The sequence below is a fragment of the Brevibacterium sp. CS2 genome (assembly GCF_005280295.1).
Classification (GTDB): domain Bacteria; phylum Actinomycetota; class Actinomycetes; order Actinomycetales; family Brevibacteriaceae; genus Brevibacterium; species Brevibacterium pityocampae.
Map to the genome: position 1 here is coordinate 2,756,865 of NZ_CP040020.1, position 16,966 is coordinate 2,773,830.

15 protein-coding genes are annotated in these 16,966 nt (G+C 71.8%); 5 read left to right on the top strand and 10 right to left on the bottom strand.

Translation table 11 applies throughout. The annotated features are described in order from the left end of the window. Positions 1-53: 53 nt before the first annotated feature. Positions 54-1,355 carry a class I SAM-dependent RNA methyltransferase gene (locus FDF13_RS12430; RefSeq protein WP_137319922.1) on the bottom strand — a complete coding sequence of 434 codons (1,302 nt, stop codon included), beginning with the start codon at positions 1,353-1,355 and terminating at the stop codon, positions 54-56. After that, entirely contained in the window at positions 1,355-3,379 is a 2,025-nt protein-coding gene (locus FDF13_RS12435; protein ID WP_368074041.1) for an APC family permease, read from the bottom strand. The genes FDF13_RS12430 and FDF13_RS12435 overlap by 1 nt, the downstream gene beginning before the upstream one ends. A 39-nt stretch (positions 3,380-3,418) precedes the next feature. On the opposite strand from FDF13_RS12435, the gene FDF13_RS12440 reads away from it, so the two are divergent. Beyond that, positions 3,419-4,090, top strand: a complete 672-nt coding sequence (locus tag FDF13_RS12440) for a TrkA family potassium uptake protein (RefSeq protein ID WP_137319923.1) — start codon at positions 3,419-3,421, stop codon at positions 4,088-4,090. Further along, positions 4,087-4,839 (top strand): TrkA family potassium uptake protein, encoded by a 753-nt coding sequence (locus tag FDF13_RS12445; protein ID WP_137319924.1) that lies wholly within the window; start codon positions 4,087-4,089, stop codon positions 4,837-4,839. The genes FDF13_RS12440 and FDF13_RS12445 overlap by 4 nt, the downstream gene beginning before the upstream one ends. Here FDF13_RS12445 and FDF13_RS12450 read toward each other — a convergent pair. The 3 genes from FDF13_RS12450 to dut all read right to left on the bottom strand — a co-directional run bounded on the left by FDF13_RS12450 (position 4,825) and on the right by dut (position 6,637). Continuing rightward, a complete protein-coding gene (locus FDF13_RS12450; protein ID WP_137319925.1) occupies positions 4,825-5,109 on the bottom strand; it encodes an OB-fold nucleic acid binding domain-containing protein in 285 nt (94 codons plus the stop codon). The genes FDF13_RS12445 and FDF13_RS12450 overlap by 15 nt on opposite strands. 123 nt (positions 5,110-5,232) lie before the next feature. Beyond that, positions 5,233-6,087: a DUF3710 domain-containing protein gene (locus FDF13_RS12455; protein ID WP_137319926.1), complete on the bottom strand. Its 855-nt coding sequence runs from the start codon at positions 6,085-6,087 to the stop codon at positions 5,233-5,235. Between the two features lie 52 nt (positions 6,088-6,139). Beyond that, on the bottom strand, positions 6,140-6,637 hold the full coding sequence (gene dut, locus FDF13_RS12460; RefSeq protein ID WP_137319927.1) for a dUTP diphosphatase: 498 nt from the start codon (positions 6,635-6,637) through the stop codon (positions 6,140-6,142). Positions 6,638-6,699: 62 nt separating this feature from the next. Between dut and FDF13_RS12465 the strand changes: the two genes are divergently transcribed. Beyond that, positions 6,700-7,161 (top strand): DUF3093 domain-containing protein, encoded by a 462-nt coding sequence (locus FDF13_RS12465; protein ID WP_137319928.1) that lies wholly within the window; start codon positions 6,700-6,702, stop codon positions 7,159-7,161. A gap of 138 nt (positions 7,162-7,299) precedes the next feature. Here FDF13_RS12465 and FDF13_RS12470 read toward each other — a convergent pair whose 3' ends face one another. Beyond that, complete coding sequence (locus FDF13_RS12470; RefSeq protein ID WP_137319929.1) at positions 7,300-7,599, bottom strand: DUF4193 domain-containing protein; 300 nt, start codon at positions 7,597-7,599, stop codon at positions 7,300-7,302. Between the two features lie 266 nt (positions 7,600-7,865). On the opposite strand from FDF13_RS12470, the gene FDF13_RS12475 reads away from it, so the two are divergent. Beyond that, the gene (locus tag FDF13_RS12475; RefSeq protein WP_137319930.1) at positions 7,866-8,096 is read left to right on the top strand and encodes a hypothetical protein; all 231 of its coding nucleotides are present in this window, start codon (positions 7,866-7,868) and stop codon (positions 8,094-8,096) included. Positions 8,097-8,159: 63 nt separating this feature from the next. Here FDF13_RS12475 and FDF13_RS12480 read toward each other — a convergent pair whose 3' ends face one another. Then, complete coding sequence (locus FDF13_RS12480; RefSeq protein ID WP_137319931.1) at positions 8,160-9,281, bottom strand: ferrochelatase; 1,122 nt, start codon at positions 9,279-9,281, stop codon at positions 8,160-8,162. A 185-nt stretch (positions 9,282-9,466) separates the two neighbouring features. Here FDF13_RS12480 and sepH point away from each other — a divergent pair, with 185 nt between their 5' ends. Then, complete coding sequence (sepH, locus tag FDF13_RS12485; protein WP_175406972.1) at positions 9,467-10,633, top strand: septation protein SepH; 1,167 nt, start codon at positions 9,467-9,469, stop codon at positions 10,631-10,633. A 110-nt stretch (positions 10,634-10,743) separates the two neighbouring features. On the opposite strand, the gene cydC is transcribed toward sepH, so the two are convergent. Genes cydC through FDF13_RS12500 form a run of 3 tightly spaced genes read right to left on the bottom strand, consistent with a single transcriptional unit; the run spans position 10,744 to position 16,761 of the window. Then, on the bottom strand, positions 10,744-14,199 hold the full coding sequence (cydC, locus tag FDF13_RS12490; RefSeq protein ID WP_254668800.1) for a thiol reductant ABC exporter subunit CydC: 3,456 nt from the start codon (positions 14,197-14,199) through the stop codon (positions 10,744-10,746). Continuing rightward, positions 14,196-15,233 carry a cytochrome d ubiquinol oxidase subunit II gene (gene cydB, locus FDF13_RS12495; RefSeq protein WP_137319933.1) on the bottom strand — a complete coding sequence of 346 codons (1,038 nt, stop codon included), beginning with the start codon at positions 15,231-15,233 and terminating at the stop codon, positions 14,196-14,198. Before cydB ends, cydC begins: the two co-directional genes overlap by 4 nt. 16 nt (positions 15,234-15,249) lie before the next feature. Next, on the bottom strand, positions 15,250-16,761 hold the full coding sequence (locus FDF13_RS12500; RefSeq protein WP_254668980.1) for a cytochrome ubiquinol oxidase subunit I: 1,512 nt from the start codon (positions 16,759-16,761) through the stop codon (positions 15,250-15,252). Positions 16,762-16,966 lie beyond the last annotated feature (205 nt).

The window sequence follows — 16,966 nt, forward strand, 5'->3', positions numbered from 1 at the left end:
GGGGTGCCGTCGTGTCCCGCCGCGCAGCACTGCCCCTCGCGGGCCGCGCAGCGCTACCGCTCGAGCACGCTGAGGAACTCCGCGTGGGCGGTGAGCGGGAACAGATCGAAGCCCCGGGTGCGCACGAGCCGGAATCCGCCCTCGACGAGCGCGCGGGCGTCCCGGGCGAAGGTCGCCCCGTCGCACGACACGTAGACGATCCGCTGGGCCGAGGAGTCGAGGAGCAGCCGCACGACCTCCGGCCCCACACCGGCGCGCGGCGGGTCGAGCACCACGGTGTCGGCCTCCGGCAGCGCGGACAGCTCCTCGACGCGGGCGACCCCGAACTCCACCGGCAGACCCGCCGCGGCGTCCCGGGCGCTCGCGATCGCCGTCGCCGACCCCTCGATCCCGGTCACGGGGATCCCGTGGGTCTCGGCGACGGCGACGGAGAACAGACCGGCCCCGCAGTAGAGGTCGAGCACCCGGCGCGCGCCCGCGGTCTCCGCGACGACCCGCTCCGCGAGCACCGCCGCGGCGTCGACGTGCACCTGCCAGAAGCCGTCCGCGGCGATCTCGAACCCGCGGTCGATCCCGGCGACCCGGTGCCGCACCCGGCCGTCGCCGGTCAGCTGGCGCAGCTCCGTCCGGGCGCGGCCGCCCCGGTTCCGCCGGGCGCCCCGGCTGCGGACGAGGAGGCTCCACTCCCCCGCAGCGCCGGCGAGCGCGCCCTGCAGCGCGTCCTCGGCCTCCCCGGTCGGTCGTCCGTGGGCGACCACCGCTCCCCCGCCGCTGCCGGCGGCGAGCTCGAGCCGGGAGATCCCGGGCAGCGTCAGCCGGTGCAGGTCGAGCGCATCGAGCTCCGGCACCGCGAGCGGCAGCGTGTCCACCGGGACGACGCGGCGCGAGCGCGCGGCGAGCATCCCCGGCCGGCCGCGCTCGTCGACGGCGAGCTGCACCCGGGTGCGCCAGTCGAGCCCGGTCCCGCCGGCGGCCTCCCGGGGCGCCGCGGCGATCTCCGGCACCCGGTCGAGGCGCCCGAGGCGCGTGAACTGGTCCGCGGCCGCCTGCTGCTTGAGCGCGCGCGAGTGCGCGAGCGCGACGTGGGCGAACTCGATGCCGCCCACCCCGGCCGCACCGAGCGCCGCCCGGCGGTCGGCCACCCGGTGCGGGGAGGCCTCGAGCACGGCCGTGACCTCGGCCCGCAGCAGCCGCGTGCGCTCCTCGGTGATGCGCACGCGCACCGTCTCCCCGGGGATCCCCCCGGTGACGAACACGACGCGACCGTCGTGCCGGGCGATCGACTCCCCGCCGGCGGCCTGCCCGGTGATCTCGAGGACGAGCTCGGCGGGCACCTCGGCCCCGGTGTCGGTCATCAATGCAGCTCCCTGAATGATTCGGCGTCGACGTCCCCGGCCCGGCGCAGGAGCTGCTCCCGGGCCCGGGTGAAGGACCTGAGCCGCCACGGCACCGTCGCGACGACGACGTTCGGCACGAACAGCAGTCGCGACTTGAGCCGCAGCGAGGTCTGGTTGTGGAGCACGTTCTCCCACCAGCGTCCCACGATGTACTGCGGGAGGTAGACAATGATGAGGTCCCGCGGCGAGCGCCGACGGAGCTCGGCGACGTGGTTCATCACCGGGCGGACGAGCTCGCGGTAGGGCGAGTCGAGGATGGTGAGCGGGACGGGCAGGTCCATCCGGTCCCAGCGGTCCTGGAGCGCCTCGGCGGCCTCCTCGTCGACGGCGACGGTGATCGCGTCGAGGAACGTCGGCCGGCTCGCTCGGGCGTACGCCAGCGCCCGGAGCATCGGCTTGTGGATGTCGGTGACGACGACGACCGCACGGGTGTTCGACGGCAGCGTGCGGGCGGAGACGTCGTCCTCGTCGGGGGCGAGCTCGGAGTCCACCCGCCGGTAGTGGCGGTGGATGAGACCCATGAGGACGTAGAGCACGGCGATCGCGGCGATCGCGATCCACGCCCCGCCGGTGAACTTCGTCACGAGCACGACGGTGAGGACGCCGGCGGTGAGGACGAGCCCGATCCCGTTGACGACGCGGTTGAGCTGCATGCGACGGCGCACCGGGGAGGACACCATGCGCCGGATCCGCAGCGTCCAGTGCCGGATCATTCCGAGCTGTCCGAGCACGAACGCCGTGAACACGCCGACGAGGTAGAGCTCGATGAGATCCGGGACCGAGGCGCCGAACACGATGACGAGGACGGTCGCCGCTCCGGCGAGCAGGAGGATGCCGTTGGAGAACGTCAGCCGGTCGCCGCGGGTGGCGAGCTGGCGCGGCAGGAAGCCGTCGCGGGCGAGCCGGGAGGACAGGCCTGGGAAGCCCTCGGTCGAGGTGTTCGCGGCGACGAGGAGGACGAGTGCGGCGACCCCGGCGACGACGTAGAACATGAAGGGGAAGCCGGAGAACACCGCCTGTGCGAGCTGGCCGAGGACGGGATCCTGCTCGAAGTCAGCGGCGATCGGCCGGCCGGCCTCGGCGACGAGCTGCTCCGTCGGGGCGGCGACGTACTTGATGCCGATCCTCGCCGACAGCCAGGTCAGCCCGATGAGCATGCAGGCCGAGAGCGCACCGGTGATGAGCAGGGTGATCCCGGCGTTGCGCCCGCGCGGGGACCGGAATCCGGGCACCGCGGTCGCGACGGTCTGCACACCGGCGAGCGCGACCGAGCCCGAGGAGAACGCCCGCAGCACGATGAACACCGCCGTGAGCCCCATGAGGGCGGTGTCCTCCTCGTCGACCGGCAGCACCGCGTATCCGCTCGTCGCGGCGACCGGGGTGTCGCCGGTGGCCACCCGGTAGGTGCCGACGGCGACGGTGGTGAGCACCGCGAGGACGAACAGGTAGGTGGGGACGGCGAGCATGCGGCGGATGCTCGCGCTGCCGCGCAGCCCGGCGAGGGTGACGACGAGGATGCCCGCGACGGCGATCGCCACCTTGTACGGCTTGACCTCGGGGATCATCGCACCGATGTACCCGGCGAACACCGTCATCGACACTGCGAGCGTGAGGACGAAGTCGACGAGCAGTGAGGCGGCGACGACGAGGCCCGCCCGGGTGCCGAGGTTGGTCCTCGCCACCGCGTAGTCCCCGCCGCCGGACGGGTAGGCCTGGAGGTTGAGCCGGTAGCACGCCACGATGACGAGGATGACGATCCCGACGGCGAGGCCGATCCACGGCGACACGGTGAGGGCGACGAGTCCCGAGAGGGACAGCGCGAGGAGGATCTCGTCCGGGGCATAGGCCACCGAGGAGATCATGTCGGAGGCGAACACCGGCATGGCGAGTCGCCTCGGCAGCGCTTCCCGGCGGAAGTGATCACTGCGGAAGGGCCGTCCGACGAGTAGTCTTTTGACGGCATCGGAGAAACTGCGTGCCACGAGCACCAATGGTAGGGCACGAAGGAAGGGGACCGGCGGATGCACTTCGTCATCATGGGCTGCGGGCGGGTCGGGGCCTCCCTCGCCACCGCGCTCGACGCGGCCGGGCACACCGTCGCGGTCGTCGACCAGGACCCCGAGGCGTTCCGCGCGCTCGGCCCCGACTTCTCCGGGGACACCGTCACCGGCATCGGGTTCGACCGCGACGCCCTCGCCCGGGCCCGCACCGGGGAGGCCTATGCGTTCGCCGCGGTGTCCTCGGGCGACAACTCGAACATCCTCGCCGCCCGGGTCGCCCGCGAGACCTTCGGCGTGACGAACGTCGCCGCCCGGATCTACGACCCCCGGCGCGCGCAGATCTTCGAGCGGCTGGGCATCCCGACGGTGGCGACGGTGCGGTGGACCGCCGACCAGATGATGCGCCGGCTGATCCCGCAGGGAGCGGTCACTGAGTACCGGGAGGCCTCCGGTCGGCTCGTGCTCGCCGAGGTGCACCTCCACCCCGATTGGATCGCCCGGCCGGTGTCGGACATCGAGGCCGCGGTCCCGGCCCGGGTCGCCTACATCACCCGCAACGGCGAGGGTGTCCTCGCCCCACCGTCCATGCTCGTCCAGGACGGCGACCTCGCGCACCTCATGTGTGCCCGGGACGACCTCGATGCGATCATCCGCACGCTCGACCAGCCGCTGACCCAGGAGGACGTGGAATGAAGGTCGTCATCGCCGGAGCCGGCTCCGTGGGCCGCTCGGTCGCCCGCGAGCTGCTCGGCCGCGATCACGAGGTCGTCCTCATCGACCGCAGCTCCGCGGCGGTCCGCCGCGACCGCGTGCCCGGCGCGAGCTGGGTGCTCGCCGACGCCTGCGAGCTCGGCGGCCTGAACGAGGCCGGGCTCGGGCGCGCCGATGTCGTCGTCGCCGCCACCGGTGACGACAAGACCAACCTCGTGCTCAGCCTGCTCGCCAAGACGGAGTTCAGCGTGCCGCGCACCGTGGCACGGGTGAACAACGCGCGCAACGAATGGCTGTTCGACGACAACTGGGGCGTGGACGTCGCGGTGTCGACGCCGCGGCTCATGACCTCGCTCGTCGAGGAGGCCGTCGAGGTCGGCGGGCTCATCCACCTGCTCGACCTGGGGCGCGGGCAGGCCTCGCTCATGGAGTTCACCGTCGGCGAGAAGGCCGAGGTGAGCGGCAGGCGGGTCGGTTCGGTGTCGTGGCCCGCCGACACGGTGCTCGCCGCGATCCTCCGCAACGCCAAGGTCATCGCACCGAGCGCCGACGACGTCATCGAGGCCGGCGACGAGATGTTCTTCATCGTCGCACCCGACCGAGTCGAGGGGCTGAGGGAGCTCCTCGGCGCCGCCGCGCGCACACCCGTGTCCGGACAGCGGGATGCCGGATCGCCTGCGGAGTCCGGCGTCGCACCGCCGGCAGATCCGGGTCCGTCAGTCGGCGGCTGAGGCGATGAGCCGGTAGCCGGGGTTGACGGTGCGCACCTCGCCCTGCTGCCGGCAGAACCGCCCGTCGAGCACGATCGCCCGACCGGCGGCCACCCCGGGGATCTCCCGACGGCCGAGGAACCGGGCTGCGGCCGACCCCGTGCCGTCGCTGATGACGATGTCGAGGCGCGGCGCCTCGTGGGGCAGCGAACGGGTCACCGCGACGATGACGCCGGCCACCCGGGTCTCGGCGCGCAGCTCGAGCTCGCACAGCGGGGTCGCGCCGGGCACCGCGCTGGCGGCGTGGATGTCCGCGTCCGCCTCGGCGTCCTTGTCCGCGCTCGTCCCCCAGCGTTCGAGCAGGCGGGTCAGCGCGTTCAGTGGGTGTCTCCGTCCATGAGTGCGGGCACCAGGTCAGCGGACCTCGGTGATCTCCGGGCCGCGCTCGAAGGGATCGATGTCGTCCCTGACCGCGGATTCGGGTGCGGCGGGCGCCTTGACCGCGGTCGGCTGGGACAGCACGAGCAGGTCGCGCGGCGGCATCGCCTCGGTGCCGCGGTGCACCACGGTGCCGCGGAAGATCTTCACGAGCTCGGCACGGACGTCCTCGTCGGTGATGGCCTTGCCGGTGAACACTGCGCGCACGAACCAGCGGGGGCCGTCGACGCCGGCGAAGCGGGCGACCCGGGCGGCGGCCTTCCCGTCCTTGGTGCGGACGGGGATGCGGGTGAGCAGCTCGGTGCCGAGCGCGGTGTAGAGCTCGTCGACCGCACCGCCCTTCTGCACGACGTTGTCGCGGATCTGGGTGCGCACGGACTTCCACAGCCCCTCCGAACGGGGGGCTGCGAAGGCCTGGAGCTGCACGGCCCCGCCCTGGTGGACGAGGGTGACGGCGAGGATGCGGTTGGTGCCCTCCTCGGCGTCGAGCCGGACCTGCATGCCGTCGCGCACCGGGATCTGCAGGGCGCCGAGGTCGATCCTGTTCTCCTCCCCGAACTCCTCCTCGGAGTCCCAGGGGCCGTTGTCGACCCGGTCGAGCGGGGCGGCCTTCGCGAGGTCCTCCTCGTCCTCCTCGGCGGGGTCGTCGAGGGAGCCGTCGTCGGCATCCTCGTCGGTGAGGTCGGACGGCTCGCGCGCGTCGTCGTCGGCCCCGGCGTCGTCCGAGGCGTCGAGCCCGGTGTCCTCGTCGCGCTCGGCGTCGAGGTCGTCGCGCTCCTCGACCTCGTCGGTCGCCGGTGCGGACTTGCGGAAGCGGTCGAAGAGTCCCATGCTGTCCTTCCTTCGGGCTGTGAACTTCACATGATAGTGCGGTGCGTGCGGGTCAGGCGGGGTTCGCCTGCGGGCCGGTGGGCGCGGGGCCGACGGATGCCGCGAAGCCGCCGGTGGAGCCGAAACCGCCTTCCCCGCGGGCGGAGCCCTCGAGGGTGTCGGTGGGAACGAAGTCCGCGTGCACGACGCGCTGCACGACGAGCTGGGCGATCCGGTCCCCGCGGGAGAGCTCGATCGGCGTGCGGGGGTCGAGATTGATGAGGGGGACCTTGATCTCCCCGCGGTAGCCGGCGTCGATGGTGCCCGGCGCGTTGACGATCGACAGGCCGGTGCGGACTGCCAGACCGGAGCGCGGGTGGACGAACGCGGCGAATCCCTCGGGCAGGGCGATGGCGATGCCGGTGGGCACGAGTGCCCGCTCGAAGGGGGCGAGCGTGACGTCCTCCCGGGCGCAGAGGTCCGCGCCGGCGTCGGAGGGGTGCTCGTAGGCGGGCACCGGGAGCGCGGGGTCGAGGCGCCGCAGTGCGATGGTCTGCTGTTCGATGGTCACAGTGCCGCACTCTATCGGTGCGACGGGTGCTCGCCCAAGCCCGGTGTGGGAGAATCGGGGGCATGAGCATCTCCTCCGGATCGGACACCGTCGTGCACTATTCCGAGCGCCTGTGGCCGCCGGTCACGTGGTGGGTGGTGACCGTGCTGCTGTCGGCGATGACCTCATTGATGGTGTACCCGGTGTGGGAACTCGGCGCGTTCATCGTGCCCGTGGTGGTCCTCGTGCTCGCCGCCCTGTGGCTGCGTTCGCTGTCGGCTCCGATCGTCGTCAGCGACGCGGGGTTCCGGGCCGGCCCGGCGCACATCGAGCGGCGATTCATCGCCGAGGCGACCCCTTTCGACGAGCGCGGCTCGTTCGCCGCCCGCGGGGTGCACCTCGATGCACGCGCCTTCCTCATGACCCGCCCGTGGGTGAAGACCGTGGTGCGGGTCGCCCTCGACGACCCGGCGGACCCGACGCCGTACTGGCTGGTCTCGACCAAGCACCCGCACAAGCTCGCCGCCGCCCTCAACCGGGGCTGAGCGCCGCCGGCCGCCGCAGGCGGGAGCGGACGGTCCCCTGCCCCGGGTCCGCCGTCGCGCCGCCGACCGCCGCAGCACGGATGAGGCCGCCTCCCGACAGGGAGACGGCCTTCATGCAGGTGCGGTGGGAGCGGAGGCTCAGCCGGCGCAGTCGGTGCAGATCGGCATGCCGCCGTCCTCGCTCGCCATCTGCGAGCGGTGGCGGACGAGGAAGCACTCCATGCAGGTGAATTCGTCGTTCTGCTTGGGCAGCACGCGCACGGAGAGCTCTTCGTTCGACAGATCGGCGCCGGGGAGTTCGAACCCTTCCGCCGCGACAGCCTCATCCTCATCGACCTGGCTCGCCTGCTGCTGCGTCCGCTGGGCCTTGAGCTCCTCGATGGAATCGTTGCTGAGGTCCTCGTCCTGCTTACGAGGGGCGTCGTAGTCTGTCGCCATGTGGACTGATCACTCTCCGCGAATGGGTGATGGGTGGAAGCGCGTCTCGCGTGCCGCCGGGGTGCGATGTCTCAAGCATTTTGCACTGTGACCTGCGATTTGGCAAGGCAGGTTTGCCCCGAAGTGTGCAGTCTCACTCCCCGGCGGTGAGCCGCCGCTCGCCGCGGCCTGACAGGGACTCTCCTGATCTGGAAGAATGGCGGTGAATCGACCTGCTGTCCGCGGGACCCAGCCGCCACGGACCGCACGCTGCGGAAGGATGATCCATGAGCGAATTCGAGGCCGAGCTCCACCGACACGTGTCCGCATTGCGGAAGCTCATCGCGAGTGCCCGCACCGAGGGCAACGACCTCGCCGTCGATTCGCTCGTCGGGGAGCTCGAAGGGCTCATCGGCCTGGCCGAGCGCAACGACGTCGACACCGCGCAGCTGCAGCAGGTGCTGGCCGCGGAGACCGGCGCCATCCCGATCGTCGCGCCGGCCGACGAACCGAGCTGAGCCGACACCGCGGCGAGGTCCGGCCGGGGGCAGGTGCCGCACCGGCCGGATCAGAGCGCGGGATCAGCCCACGGGCTCCCACTGCGGCAGCACCGGCTTGTCGAGCTTCCCACGGCAGCATTCGATCGAGCAGGCGCCGCTGCCGGGCCCGAGCGCTCCCTGCGGAGTCACAGCCGGCGTCTCGACGTCCTCCCCACGACGCTGTGCGGCGCGCTCGAGCGCGAGGTCGACGAGCCCGGACACGAACTCCTCCTTGAGACCCACCGTCGCGGCCCGCACGTAGGCGAGCCCGAGCTCGGCGGCGGTCTCCGCGGCCTCGGTGTCGAGGTCGTACTTGACCTCCATGTGATCGGACACGAATCCGATCGGCACCGCGATGACGCCCTCGATGCCCTCCTCCTTGAGCTCGGCCATCCGGTCGTTGACGTCGGGCTCGAGCCACGGGATGTGAGGAGCCCCCGACCGGGAGCAGTAGACGAGCTCGGACGCGAGCGGCAGCTCCGCGCCGAGCTCACCGGCGATCCACTCGATGAGCTCCTCGTGCTGGGCCCGGTAACCGCGCGTCATCACCGCCGAGGCGTCCTGCATGGTGTCGGGGATCGAGTGGGTGACATAGAGGACCCGGTGTCGGGCCGGGTCGAGCTCCCCCACCTGCGCGGTGAGGTCGGCGATCCCGCGGCGCACGCACGCGAGCTCGGCCGCGGCGAACCCGGGGTGGTTGTAGTACTGCCGGATCTTGTCGAACTCGACGGCGATGCCCTCCTCTGCGAGCGCCGTCGTCGTCTGCGCGAAGTCCTCCCGGTACTGCCGGCAGGAGGAGTAGCTCGAGTAGGCGGAGGTGTCGATCGCGAGGAAGCGGGTGAAGCCGTGCTCCCGATGCTGATCACGCACCACATCGGTGAGGTAGGGGTCCCAGTTCCGGTTGCCCCACACCACCGGGGTGTCGATCCCGCGGGTGGCGAGCTCCGCCTGCAGTGCGGCGAGGAGGGCCCGGTTCTGGTCGTTGATCGGCGACTTCCCGCCGAACCCGTAGTAGTGCTCACCGACCTCGACGAGCCGCTCGTCCGGGATCCCGCGGCCGCGGGTGACGTTCTGGAGGAACGGGAGCACCTCCTCCTCGGACTCGGGTCCGCCGAAGGACATGAGGACAAGGGCATCGAAGGGCGCGAGGCTGGAAGTAGTCACGCGCCCCAGTCTAACGTTCCCCCGCTCCCACTCCTCGCCGATCACCCTGCTGAGAGTCCCGGTCTCGGAGGATGGGCAGGCGCGCACGCCGACGTCCCTTCTCGCGACTCGCCCGAGCGCTTCCCGCACCGGGTGCGGACTTCGTGAAACGATCGGCACACAGTCATGACTGGAGGTTGACGCATATGACGGAGCTGACGCTGCGCGGAGTGCACGACGACGAGGAGCACCTCGTGCTGTCGGACGGTGCCGGCCACCACTACCTGCTCCCGATCGACGAGAGCCTGTACGCCGCCGTGCGCCGCGACCGCAATCGTCTGGCCCGGATCCGCGCCGCCGGCGAGCCCGTGCGGCCCCGCGAGATCCAGGCGATGATCCGGTCGGGCATGACGACCGAGGAGGTCGTCGAGGCGACCGGCGCGACCGCGGACCACGTCCGCGTGTACGAGGGCCCCGTGCTCGCCGAGCGGCGACACATCGCCGACCGTGCCGGGCAGTGCCTCGTCTACCCCGAGAACAACCCCGACGGCACCCCGAAGCGGCTCCTCGCACTGTGCCGCGAGCGGCTGCAGATGCGTGATGTCGACCTCGGGTCGATGCGCTGGGACGCCTGGAAGCAGACCTCGGGCACCTGGTACGTCGAGCTGAGCTTCGTCGCAGCGGACAAGGAGCGCTCGGCCGGCTGGGAGTACGCCCGCGGCTCGATCTCGCCGCTCGACGACGAGGCCCGCTGGCTCTCCGACGCCGGTCCGAGCGATTCCGGCCCGATCCCGAACTTCGGCAGCGGCTCCGAGCGGGTCTTCAACATCGAGGCCGAGGACGGCAGCACCCGGATCCATGAGGATTCCCCGCGCGGCAGCCACATGGCCGAGACCGGACGGATCCTCGAGAGCCTGCGACGCCGTCGCGGCCGCCAGTCGGCCGCCGCCGCGGAGCCCGACGGCCTCGGCGACCTCGCCCGCGCACCGCGCGACACCCCGCCGCCGGGCTCGCGCCGGTCCCTTCGCGCCGTCTCCGACGAGCCCGCCCGTCACCCCGACGGCGCCCACACGGCGCTCAGCGCCCCCGAGGAGGCCGACGACGCCGGGATCTTCCCGCTCCCGGCCGATGAGCCCGCAGGGCACTCCGGGGCGCCGCAGGACGACGTCTCCGCCGACCCGCACCGGGAGGAGCCGGGCCCCGGATCACCGGCCGAGGACCATCCCTCGCTACTCGACGAACCGGGCGTGTCGGACCATCATCACGAAACCCAGCCGATCCCGCGGCCCGGCGAAGCCGAGGCCCCGCGGAAGAAGGGCCGGTCCTCCGTCCCCCGCTGGGACGAGATCATGTTCGGCTCCAAGCGCGACTGACGCACACCCGGACAAGTCACCGGTCCGGGCAGCGACCTGTCCGGACGATCGCTGATCCGGGAGGCGGCTGATCCAGGAGACGACTGATCCGGGCGGAGCCGTACGGCTCCTCAGACGAGGACGATCCGCTCGTCGTGGGCGCCCACGAGTCCCGGATCGTGGCTCACGAGGACGACAGCCACCCCGTCGAGCCCGGCCCGCAGGTCCCCCATGAGGTCCGCGCTCATCTGGGCGTCGAGGTGGGCGGTGGGCTCGTCGAGGACGATGACCTCGGAATGCGCGAGCAGGGTGCGCGCCACGGCCAGACGCTGCCGCTGTCCGCCGGACAGGAAAGCCCCCGAGGCGCCGATCCGCGCATCGAGGCCGGCGTCGGCGGCGAGATCGCGCAATCCGACCCGGGTGAGCACGGCGCGCAGCTCCGCATCGGTCGGCGCATCGTCCTTCGGCCGCCCGATGAGCAGGTTCGCCCGCAGGCTCGAGTCGAACACGTGCGCCTCCTGCGGGCACCACGACACCTGGCCGGCGAGGTCCATCGGGCCCAGTCCCCGCGTCGGTCGTCCGTTGATCCGGTACTCCCCCGCGCTCGGGTCGAGGAAGAGCAGGAGGATGCTCACGAGCGTCGTCTTGCCCGATCCCGAAGGCCCGGTGACCGTGGTCCACTCCCGGGCATCGATCCGGGCGCTGACGCCGGAGAACACCGGGGAGTCGGTACCCGGCCAGGTCGCGGCGAGATCGTCGAGCTCGATGTCCGTGATCACCTCGGGCCCGTCGCCGGAGCCCAGCCGGGCTGCGGGATCCGCGTCGTCGAGGGCGTCGACCCGGCCGAGGACGGCCACGAGCGCGGGCCACTGCTGGACGGAGGCGAGCGCATCGGTGAAGCAGTCGATGAGGGCGAGCGGCAGGAGCACGGCCACGGCGAGCAGCTCCCCGCTCAGCGTTCCGGAGGTCACGGCGCCGGCGAGGACGGGGAGCATGAGCACGCCGGTGAGCACGCCGACGACGGTGATCACGGCCTCGCCGATCCCGGTGGCGCGGACAGCGCGGGCCTCGTGCGCCCCGGCCCGCGCATCGGTGGCGAGGAAGCGCTCGACGACCTGTGGAGCAGCTCCGTTGACCTGGAGGTCCTCGCGCGCCCAGAGGAGCCCGGCGAGCGCGGTGAGCACGGTGGTGCGCGTGCGGCGCGCTGCGCTCGTCGCCCGCCGGTCGGCGAGCCGGGTGAGCAGCGGTGCCAAGCCCAGGCTCAGCAGCGCGCCGAGACCCATGACGAGGCCGGCCGCGGGATGGATGAGTGCGAGGGTCACGACGGCGGCGAGCGCCACGACGACCGCGACCACCGGCGGCAGCACGACCCGCGGGGCGAGATCGCGCACGTCGTCGACATCGGCGATGAGCCGGCTGAGGGCGACCTCGCCGCGCAGCAGCGTCCGGTTGGCGGTGCCGGTCGCGGCGAAGGACAGCCAGATCCGCTCCCGCAGCCGGGTGAGCGAATCGAGGATCGCGCGGTGGAGGACGAGCCGCTCGGCGTACTTGAGCACGGTGCGGGCGAGCCCGAAGAACCGGACGCCGACGATCGCGACGAGCAGGTACATGATCGGCGGCTGGAACGAGGCATGGACGATGAGCCACGCGGAGACCCCGGTGAGTGCGGCGCCGGCGGCGACGGCGCCCACCCCGCAGAGGACGGCGAGGAGGAAGCGCGGCGAGCGCATGTCGACGGCTCGGGAGAGCCTGCGGCGGATCGTCGCGGCCGGCAGCGCGGGCACCTCGGGTGCGGTGGGGTAGTCATCGGACGGTGCGGCGGGAGCGACGTCCGGGCGGGGGCCGGTCTCCGGTGCGCGCGGCGCGCCGGCGGCGTCGGTCGCGTCTGCCGGGCCGACGGCGGGCGGTCGAGCCGTGTCGAAACCCGCGGGCTCCGCCGCACCCGTGTGCGGTGCTGTTCCGGCGCGCACAACGGCCGGGTCCGCGGGGTCGAGGCCCGGGCGGACCTCGATCCGGGTGCCCCCCGCGGCGAGCAGGTCGAGGTCGTGGGTCGCGGCGATCACCGGGACCGCCCGGGAGACGGCGGTGAGACTGCTGCGCACCGTGGAGGCGGAGTCCGCGTCGAGGTGCGCGGTGGGCTCGTCGACGAGCAGCAGCCGGGCTCCGGCCTCCACCCGGGCGAAGGCGCGGGCGAGCGCGAGGCGGCGCAGCTCACCGGGGCTGAGCGCGGCGCACGGGGTCTGCGGGTCGACCGCGAGCGCCGCCATCGCCAGACAGCGGGCGAGCACGGCGTCATCGAGCCGCGGCCCGCCGGCCGAGGCGTGGAGGGCGAGCTCCTCGGCGACGGTGGGGGCGCTCGTGCGGGGGCTCTGCCCCGCGTGGGCGAGGCGCTCCGGCACCCCCCTCACCGTGCCGCCGATGCGGCATCCCGCATCCTCCCGGACGAGTCCGGCGAGCACGCCGAGCAGGGTCGACTTCCCCGCACCCGAGGGCCCGTGGAGGACGGTGAGACCGGGATCCGGGATGTGCGCATCGAGGGCGCGCAGCGCGGCCCGGGAGCGCCCCGCGTAGTGGACGCTCAGGCCGCGGATGTCGATGCCCTCACCTGCGTCATCCGTCCGGGCGGCCACTGGGGCGGCGACGGGGCGGCCGATGAGCGCACGGACGCGGGCGAACGCGGCCATCCCATTCTCCGTCGAGTGGAAGGCGGCGCCGAGCTGACGCAGCGGCAGGTAGCACTCGGGCGCGAGGATGAGCGCGAAGAGGCCGTCGGAGAGCTCCATCGTCCCGTACACGAGCCGCACGCCGATGAACACCGCGACGAGTGCGACGGAGATCGTGGAGATGAATTCGAGCGCGAGCGCGGAGAGGAACGCCACCCGCAGGGTCTGCATCGTCGTGTCCCGATAGGTCTCGCTCGTGTCCCGCAGGGCGCGGGTCTGGGCGAGCACGCGCCCGAGCCCGACGAGCACCGGCAGGCCCCGGGCGAGCTCGACGAGCGCGGTGGACAGACGGTCGAGGGCAGTCGTCGCATCCGCGATCCGGTCCGCGGAGTAGCGACCGATGAGCACCATGAAGACGGGGACGAGCGGCAGGGTGAGCACGATGATGAGGGCGCTGACCCAGTCGGAGAACGCGATCCGGGCGACGATGAGCAGCGGGATCGCCGCGGAGCCGGTGAGTGCGGGGAGCACCGCGGTGAAGTAGTCGTCGAGATCGTCGAGGGCACGGGTGGCGGCGAGCGTCAGCGCCCCGTCGGACACGGGCACGTCGCGGGTCGAGCCGGCGAAGGTGCGGTGCACGAGTGCGGCGCGCAGGTCGGTCTTGACCCCGATCGCCGCACGTGCCCCGGCGGTCCGCGAGGCCCACACCGCCGCGGCGCGCAGGACTGCTCCGAGCACGCCGGTGAGCACCGCGGCGGTGACCGGCCGGCCCTCGATGAGTCCCACGACCCCGCGGGCGATCCCCTCGGCGACGAGGACGAGGCCGAGCGCCTTGATGCAGGCGATGAGTCCCAGCTGCCACAGCGCTCGCCTCCCCTGGCGGGAGGCGAGCGCGATGGACGCCGGGGACTGCCGGTCGCTCACTGGTGGTGGCTGCGGATCGCCACCGGGACCTGATGGGCGGGCGGGATGTGCTCGACCCGCAGGCGGCTCGCGAAGATCCGGTAGACCCAGATCTGGTAGACGAGCACGATCGGCACGAAGATCGCGGCGACGACGAGCATGACGGTGAGCGTGTACGTCGAGGACGAGGCGTTCGCGACGGTGAGCGAGAACGCGGGATCGAGCGTCGAGGGCATGACGTTCGGGTAGACGTTCGAGAAGATCGAGGCCACGCCGAGGACGAGGAACAGCGCCTGGGCGATGAACGCGGGCTTCTCCGCACCGCGTCGGATGAGCACCCACATCGCGACCGCGCAGGCGGCGGCGAGGACGATGAGCACCCAGCCGAGGAGCTTCGCGTTGAGCAGCTGCACCCAGATCACCCACACGACGATCGGCAGCAGGAGGAACGGGGCGCCGAGCGCGGCTGTCCGGCGGGCGCGCTCGCGCACCGGGCCGTCGGTCTTGAGGGAGAGGTAGAGCAGGCCGTGGAGGAGGCAGAACCCGACCACTCCGAGGCCGCCGACGATCGCCGGCAGGCTGAGCCAGGCGAAGGGCCCGCCGGTGTTGTCGCCGTTGGCGTTGAGCGGCATGCCGGTGGTGGTGAGCGCGAGCATCGCGCCGACGCAGAACGCGGCGACGAGGGATCCGGCGGACAGGCACCAGGTCCAGCCGCTGCGCCACCGGTCCGAGTAGCCCTTGCCGCGGTACTCGATCGCCACCGCCCGGAAGATCAGGGCGAGCAGCGCGAGCGTGAGCGGCAGGTAGAGCGCGGAGAACAGCGAGGCGTACCACATGGGGAACGCGGCGAAGGTCGCCCCGCCCGCGGTGATGAGCCACACCTCGTTGCCGTCCCACACGGGGCCGATGGTGTTGAGCAGGAGGCGGCGCTCCCGCTCGTCCTTGGCGAAGCCCTTGAGGAGCATCCCGACGCCGAGGTCGAAGCCCTCGAGGAAGAGATAGCCCAGCCACAGGACGGCGATGAGCACGAACCAGATCGTCGGCATGAGTTCCATCGTTCGATCCCCTTCCTCAGTACGCGAACGACAGGACGTCGTCGTCGCTCCGGTCGACCACCGGCTTGTAGTTGGTCGTATCGATCTCCGGCATCGCGGACACCACCCCGCCGCGCACGTACTTGATGATGAGGCCGAGCTCGAACACCATGAGCACGCCGTAGACGAGGGTGAGCGACACGAGGGAGAACAGCAGCTCGCCGGGCGTCACGGACGGGGAGATCGCGGCGGCGGTGTAGAGGAACACCCCGTCGATCCCCGAGGGGTCCGGATTGGGCGCGACGACGAAGGGCTGGCGGCCCATCTCGGTGAAGATCCAGCCGGCGGAGTTCGCGATGAACGGGGCGGTGATGCCCCACAGCGCCAGGTGGGTGAGGAATGTCGACGACGGCACGGTGCCCTTGCGGGTGACCCAGAGCGCGAGGGCGCCGGCGGCGGCGGCGAGCACGCCGAAGCCGATCATCAGACGGAAGCCCCAGTAGGTGATGAACATCGAGGGCTGGTAGTCGATCTCCTGTCCGGAGTAGTCCCCGTACATGTCGTCGGAGGGCATATGGGTGCCGTAGGCCTCCTCGTACTCCGGGATGAGGGTGGAGACGCCGGGCACCTCGGTGCTGAAGTCGCCGTTGGCGAGGAAGGACAGGATGCCCGGGATCTCGATGACCGGCACGACGTCGTCGCAGCTGTTCGAGCTGAGGTCGCCGATGGTGAGCACGGAGAATTCGGTGCCGTCGTGGCAGGACGCCTCGGCCGAGGCCATCTTCATCGGCTGCTGCTCGTACATGAGCTTGGCCTGGATGTCGCCGGTGATCGCGACGAGCACGAAGGCGATGACGGCCGTCCAGCCGCCGATCCGCAGCGAGCGCCACCACACGGAGTAGTCGGTCTCGTCGCGGCCGGGCACCTCGGGGGCGGAGCCGACGACCACGCGGCCGTCGGGGCCGACGGTGTCGATGCCGTCCTTGCGGCGACGCCACAGGTGGTACCAGGCGATGCCGAGGAGGAACGCGCCGCCGACCGCGGTGGCACCGGCGAGCGTGTGGGTGTAGGCGGCGAGCGCGGTGCTGTTCGTCATCACCGCGAACACATCGGTCATGACCGGGCGCCCGTCGATGAGCTCGACGCCCACCGGGTGCTGCATCCACGAGTTCGCGACGATGATGAAGTAGGCCGACAGCCAGGATCCGATGACGGCCGCCCACAGGACGCCGAGGTGGAGCTTTCGGCTCAGTCGACCCCAGCCGAAGATCCACAGGCCGAGGAACACCGATTCGAGGAAGAAGGCGATGAGCGCCTCCATGGCGAGCGGGGCGCCGAACACGTCGCCGACGAAGCGGGAGTACTCCGACCACGCCATCCCGAACTGGAACTCCTGGACGATGCCGGTGGCGACGCCCATGATGAAGTTGATGAGGTAGAGCTTGCCCCAGAACTTCGTGGCCCGCAGCCACATCTCGTTGCCGGTGCGGTGGTACATCGTCTGCAGGATGGCGACGAGCAGGCCGAGCCCGAGCGTCAGCGGCACCATCCAGAAGTGGTAGACCGTGGTGATGCCGAACTGCCACCGGCCGATGAGGACTGGATCGAGATCCACGAACGCCTCCCTGTTCTCCGTCGTATCGGGGCGCACCGGGGCCCGGCGACGTCTCGTGATTCTGCTGCGGTTTCTACTGTCCGTAGAATACTCCGACTCCACGGCAACCACGAATGTTCTCGGAAATGACACTCAACCG

Coding starts and splice junctions, on each gene's coding strand:
- FDF13_RS12430 (WP_137319922.1), bottom strand. CDS start 1,355: ATGACCGACACCGGGGCCGAGGTGCCCGCCGAGCTCGTCCTCGAGATC.
- FDF13_RS12440 (WP_137319923.1), top strand. CDS start 3,419: ATGCACTTCGTCATCATGGGCTGCGGGCGGGTCGGGGCCTCCCTCGCC.
- FDF13_RS12445 (WP_137319924.1), top strand. CDS start 4,087: ATGAAGGTCGTCATCGCCGGAGCCGGCTCCGTGGGCCGCTCGGTCGCC.
- FDF13_RS12455 (WP_137319926.1), bottom strand. CDS start 6,087: ATGGGACTCTTCGACCGCTTCCGCAAGTCCGCACCGGCGACCGACGAG.
- FDF13_RS12465 (WP_137319928.1), top strand. CDS start 6,700: ATGAGCATCTCCTCCGGATCGGACACCGTCGTGCACTATTCCGAGCGC.
- FDF13_RS12470 (WP_137319929.1), bottom strand. CDS start 7,599: ATGGCGACAGACTACGACGCCCCTCGTAAGCAGGACGAGGACCTCAGC.
- FDF13_RS12475 (WP_137319930.1), top strand. CDS start 7,866: ATGAGCGAATTCGAGGCCGAGCTCCACCGACACGTGTCCGCATTGCGG.
- sepH (WP_175406972.1), top strand. CDS start 9,467: ATGACGGAGCTGACGCTGCGCGGAGTGCACGACGACGAGGAGCACCTC.
- cydB (WP_137319933.1), bottom strand. CDS start 15,233: ATGGAACTCATGCCGACGATCTGGTTCGTGCTCATCGCCGTCCTGTGG.
- FDF13_RS12500 (WP_254668980.1), bottom strand. CDS start 16,761: ATGGTGCCGCTGACGCTCGGGCTCGGCCTGCTCGTCGCCATCCTGCAG.